Source organism: Acinetobacter towneri (genome assembly GCF_001758345.1).
Lineage (GTDB): Bacteria > Pseudomonadota > Gammaproteobacteria > Pseudomonadales > Moraxellaceae > Acinetobacter > Acinetobacter towneri_A.
The window spans coordinates 1-5,441 of the sequence record NZ_MKQS01000043.1 but is presented as its reverse complement, the minus strand read 5'-3'; the positions used below and the strand labels follow the sequence as shown (position 1 = coordinate 5,441).

The 5,441-nt window shown below is 39.6% G+C and carries 6 protein-coding genes and 2 rRNA genes; 1 reads left to right on the top strand and 7 read right to left on the bottom strand.

The window, feature by feature from the left end; all coding sequences use genetic code 11:
- The coding region (locus tag BJN41_RS13095; protein WP_057073203.1) for a transposase domain-containing protein at positions 1-267 on the top strand (267 nt) is incomplete at its 5' end.
- 133 nt (positions 268-400) lie between these two features.
- On the opposite strand, the gene hisG is transcribed toward BJN41_RS13095, so the two are convergent.
- From hisG to BJN41_RS13060, 7 genes are all read right to left on the bottom strand, one after another.
- Positions 401-1,096: an ATP phosphoribosyltransferase gene (gene hisG / locus BJN41_RS13090; RefSeq protein WP_070155719.1), complete on the bottom strand. Its 696-nt coding sequence runs from the start codon at positions 1,094-1,096 to the stop codon at positions 401-403.
- Positions 1,096-2,352 (bottom strand): UDP-N-acetylglucosamine 1-carboxyvinyltransferase, encoded by a 1,257-nt coding sequence (gene murA, locus BJN41_RS13085; RefSeq protein WP_070155717.1) that lies wholly within the window; start codon positions 2,350-2,352, stop codon positions 1,096-1,098. Before murA ends, hisG begins: the two co-directional genes overlap by 1 nt.
- 7 nt (positions 2,353-2,359) lie before the next feature.
- Positions 2,360-2,611 carry a BolA family iron metabolism protein IbaG gene (gene ibaG, locus BJN41_RS13080; RefSeq protein ID WP_070155716.1) on the bottom strand — a complete coding sequence of 84 codons (252 nt, stop codon included), beginning with the start codon at positions 2,609-2,611 and terminating at the stop codon, positions 2,360-2,362.
- Between the two features lie 138 nt (positions 2,612-2,749).
- Complete coding sequence (gene hpf, locus BJN41_RS13075; protein WP_070155714.1) at positions 2,750-3,082, bottom strand: ribosome hibernation-promoting factor, HPF/YfiA family; 333 nt, start codon at positions 3,080-3,082, stop codon at positions 2,750-2,752.
- A gap of 170 nt (positions 3,083-3,252) precedes the next feature.
- Entirely contained in the window at positions 3,253-4,707 is a 1,455-nt protein-coding gene (locus BJN41_RS13070; protein ID WP_070155712.1) for an RNA polymerase factor sigma-54, read from the bottom strand.
- 212 nt (positions 4,708-4,919) lie between these two features.
- A 5S ribosomal RNA gene (rrf, locus tag BJN41_RS13065) occupies positions 4,920-5,034 on the bottom strand.
- 210 nt (positions 5,035-5,244) lie between these two features.
- Positions 5,245-5,441: ribosomal RNA gene (locus BJN41_RS13060) — 23S ribosomal RNA — on the bottom strand; the annotation flags it as partial.

The following is a 5,441-nucleotide window of genomic DNA, read 5'->3' as shown; positions in this document are numbered from 1 at the left end:
TTGGATGATGGCAATCTACCGATTTGCAATAATTGGGTCGAGAATCAGATGCGTCCCTGGGCCTTAGGACGCAAGAACTGGCTGTTTGCAGGCTCGCTGCGCAGTGGTCAACGAGCTGCCAATATCATGACTTTAATCCAGTCAGCAAAGCTGAATGGCCTGGATCCGTATGCCTATTTAAGTGATGTGCTGAAAAGGCTGCCGACGCATAAAGTGACCCAAATAGAAGAATTACTGCCACACCGCTGGAAATCCGACCAAAATTAAAAAATAGGCATGGGATTCAGCGGACGCTTACGTTTAAAATCATTCAAGAACAGAATCATGCACTAACATAAAAAACCGCCATTGAATGACGGTTTTTTGAGAAGACAGGATGACGGATACAGATTTAAGCAGATTATTTTGCCAACTCGCGTTCTGCCACAGCTTTTTCAAGTTGTGCCAAAATTGGATTGAGCAAATCTTGCTTACGCTTAAAACTGGCTTTGTTGACAATTAAACGTGAAGATACTTTACAGATTTCTTCTAAGGGCTCTAAACCGTTGGCACGTAAAGTATTACCTGTATCCACTACATCGACAATGTAATCACCTAAACCGACCAATGGTGCTAATTCCATTGAACCGTAAAGTTTAATTACATCAACCTGCTCGCCTAAGCTCGCATAGTATTGACGGGTTAAATTCACATATTTAGTGGCAATTTTTAAACGACCTTTCGGGCGCTGCATGCCAACTTTTCCCGCAGTCATCAATTTACAGTTCGCAATTTTCAGGTCAAGCGGCTCATATACATTTTGAGCGCCATGCTCCATCAAGACATCTTTACCTGCAACACCAATATCCGCCGCACCATTTTCAACATAAGTTGGTACATCAGAGGCACGTAAAATTAAAATACGCACCTGCTTGTGTGTGGTCGGAAAAATTAATTTACGTGACTTGTCTGGGTCTTCCAGTAAATTAATTCCCGCAGTTTCCAATAAAGGCAAAGTTTCTTTTAGAATTCGCCCCTTACTTAATGCCAAAGTTAAACCATGATCAAAATTGCCCATTACGTCAAAATTAGGATCATCGTTTCTCATGTCATTCATCAATTTACTCGCTTAATTTGGGCGCCTAAACCTTCTAACTTTTGTTCTACATTTTCATAACCGCGATCAATATGATAAATACGATCAATCAATGTTTCGCCTTCTGCCGCCAATGCTGCTAACACCAACGAGAATGAGGCACGTAAATCAGTTGCCATAACAGGCGCAGCAGAAAGTTTTTCTACGCCTGTCACCACTGCATCATTGCCTTCTACCTGAATATTGGCACCCATACGTGACAATTCAGGGACATGCATAAAACGGTTTTCAAAAATAGTTTCCGAAATCGTCGCAAAACCGCGCCCAATCGCATTCACTGCCATTAACTGTGCTTGCATGTCTGTTGGAAATTCAGGATGTGGTAAGGTTCTGAAGCTCACGGCTTTAGGGCGCTTGCCCATCATATCTAGTTCAATCCAGTCATCGCCACGTGTGACTTCAGCACCCATTTCTTCAAACTTGTCCAACACAGATTCTAGCAAGGCAGGATCGGTATGTGTGGTTCTGATTTTACCGCCTGTAATTGCAGCTGCAGCCAAATAAGAACCCGTTTCGATACGGTCAGCAACGACTGAATACTCACAACCATGCAAGTGCTCAACACCTGTAACCACTAAAGTATCGGTGTCTAAACCTTCAATTTTAGCACCCATTTTAATAAGCATTTGCGCAAGGTCGGTAATTTCAGGTTCACGTGCAGCATTACGAATGGTAGTCACACCATCTGCCAATACCGCAGCCATGAGAATATTTTCTGTACCACCAACGGTGACCATATCAAAGACCACTTCGCCACCTTTAAGGCGACCATTGACTTTGGCATTCACATAACCATTCTCAACTTCAATTTCTGCGCCTAAAGCTTCAAGTGCTTTAAGATGTTGATCGACAGGACGAGAACCAATTGCACAACCACCTGGCAAAGATACTTTTGCACTACCATAGCGCGCGACTAATGGGCCCAGCACCAAAATAGAAGCACGCATGGTTTTGACTAATTCATAAGGTGCAAATTGGTTGTCCAATGTTGAGGTATCCGCAATGACAGTATCGCCTTCATAAGACATTTTAATGCCCAAGCCTGCGATCAACTTCACCAAGGTATTTACATCTTTTAAATTTGGAACATTTTTCAATGTTATTGGTGTTTCTGCAAGAATCATTGCAGCAAGAAGTGGCAAGGCTGCATTTTTTGCACCAGAAATGCGCACTTCACCTTCGAGCTTATTACCGCCCTGAATTAAAAATTTATCCATTAAATTATTAAGCTCCAAATAAGCTTGCTTTACGCCATTCTTCTTGTGTCATTGCACGAATTGTGACCGCATGAACTTCACCGCTGGCAATATAGCTATTCAATGGTGCATACACTGCTTGTTGACGAGCAACAGGACGTTTGCCATCAAATTGATTATCTACAATACGAAGATCAAACTTGCCGCCTTGCCCACTTACAGCAACTTCAGCCTCTGGAAAAGCAGCTTTTAAAATTTCAGTGAGCTGTTCACTATTCATCACAAAGACCTCTTATAGGACCAACGGTGTAAAAACCTGTCATTTTACTATAAATAGAAAAAATTATTCATTAATCGTATACATTATCGCAATAAAAAAAGAGGTTTATCAAAAACCTCTTTTAAAACCACCTTAAGGCTAAATCGCTAAAAGCTGGTAGTCCAGTTGCATCTTCCGATGCTTCTCTAATTGGCGTTTTAATTTTTCAGTCATCATCTTAATAGAAGTATACATATCATCCGCACAAGCTTGCGCAAACAGCTCGGTGCCGGGCAAGCGAATAATCGCTTCAGCAATATGATTGGCACTGCCTTTTTTAGAATGTTTATCGATTTGATGATCTTTACTTAATTTCACCTGCATACTATTGACCTGATCCAGATGTTTGATCATTTGTGCAAACTTAAGTCGAATATTTTCTTCAATTGCAGGGGTTATAGCTAAGTGATGTCCACGAATTGTTATTTGCATAATTCTATCCCTCTCCTTCATTAGGATTAGGAAGGCATAGTTCACATGATTGATTGCCAAATAACAGATCACTGTAGAGGTCACTTTAAATCATGTCTAACTATTCCTTCAAAGAAAAAAGATTCATTATTTAGTCATAATGAATCCTTAGAATAGACCGATTTTAAAAATTAGATCAAGACTTTTCGTTCAGAAGATGATGCAATATTTAATGACTCACGATATTTCGCCACCGTTCTGCGCGCCACATCAATACCTTCGGCTTTCAGCAAATTTGCAATTGTATTATCAGACAAAGGCTTACGCGGATTTTCCTCAGAGACGAGTTTTTTAATTTTTGCACGAATCGCAGTTGAAGATGCTTCTCCACCAGAACTGGTCGCAACATGACTTGAAAAGAAATATTTCAATTCAAACAATCCACGTGGAGTGAGCATATATTTATTGGTCGTTACCCGTGAAACGGTCGATTCATGTAATTCAACTTCATCAGCTACGTCACGTAAAATTAAAGGCTTCATGCCTTCTGCGCCAATTTCAAAGAATTCACGTTGATGTTGCACAATACAAGTCGCTACCTTTAATAAGGTTTTATGACGTTCATCAACACTTTTTATAAAGTTTTTCGCATCTAGCATTTGATTACGCAAATATTGATTATCTTCACTTTGATCTGCGCGTTTAATCATATTGGCATAAAAGGAATTAATTCTAAGCTTAGGCACAACATCTGGATTGAGTTGCACATGCCAATGGTCCTGCTTTTTACTGACCACCACATCAGGAATTTGATAGTCTGACTCCTGATCTTCAAATGCTTTACCAGGATGCGCTTTCAAAGTTTTTAATAAAGATACTGCATGCTGAAGTTGATCAGCACTTAAACCTGTTTGCTTAATTAACTTGCCTAAATCATTCGAAATTAATAACTCATAATGCTGTAAAAGTTGCAATGCCTCCTGACGATAAGGCACATCTGTAGCCAAACTTTCAAGCTGAATAGATAAACATTCTGCTAAATTACGCGAACCAATTCCAATTGGATCTAAACGCTGAATATGTTTCAAAACGACTAAAACTTCATCGTCTTCAACTTCATCATCATATTCCATGGAGATCAATAGATGCTGTACAGATGTAGTGATTTCCGATATTTCACAATCCAAGAAACCATTGTCATCTAAAGCATCGACAATACAGTAGGCAATGAGCTGCTCAACTTGAGAAAAATGTAACAGATTGATTTGTTGCATCATGTGCTCTTTTAAACCCAAATGCCCCTGACGATTATCCTCTCGCTCTTCATATTCCGCCGTGCCCAAACTCGTTGGTAAATGAGTGTACACATCATCCCAGTCTGTATCGACAGGCAAGTCATTAGGCAGATGATCTGCATTTAATTCTTTGGTTAAATCTTTTTGATTATGTTCTTGCTCTTCTAAAGTGGATAAACTTTCGAAACTACTTTGTTCTTCGACTTTTTCTAATAGAGGGTTACTGTCCAACTGAATTTGAACTTCTTGTTCAAGCTCTAAACTTGAAAGCTGAAGCAAACGAATGGCTTGTTGTAACTGCGGTGTCAGCGACAAGGAGTTTGCAACTTTTAATCCAACCGATAACTTCATTTTCACCACTCTTTTAAATTTATTTTTTCAAAAACTTAATACATAAGTTTTTGATAAGCAATTTCTATGCCGTTTTATTAGATATAACATAAATTTATGAAAAAACATAAAGATTTTAATTAGAAAATCTATTCAATTTATTCTCTTTTTCTACTTAATATTTTTTACATAAAAAAACACCCTCAACGTTAGTTGAGGGTGTTTGAATAATGAGCTGGCGATGACTTACTCTCACATGGGTAACCCCACACTACCATCAGCGCGAAGAGGTTTCACTTCTGAGTTCGGGAAGGGATCAGGTGGTTCACTCTTGCTATGGTCGCCAGCACAACTGTTATGGACTTGTTCGGGTCTTAGTTACTCTGCTTTTGCATGTAATGCCTTACTTTGTTCCAAATGAGTTATTAACAGGTTGGCTATTGTATCTGAAATTTTATGTTCAGCAAGGGCTGAATCAAGATATTTGATCTGATCAGGTTTAAGTGATCTTTTATGAATCGATTGATGCTTGTGATACAACAACTGTTTGGGTGTTGTATAGTCAAGCCTCACGAGCAATTAGTATTGGTCAGCTTCACATATCGCTATGCTTCCACATCCAACCTATCAACGTCGTAGTCTTCAACGGCTCTTTAGGAGGCATAAAGCCTCGGGGAAATCTTATCTTGAGGTAGGCTTCCCGCTTAGATGCTTTCAGCGGTTATCCCTTCCGAACATAGCTACCCGGCGATGCG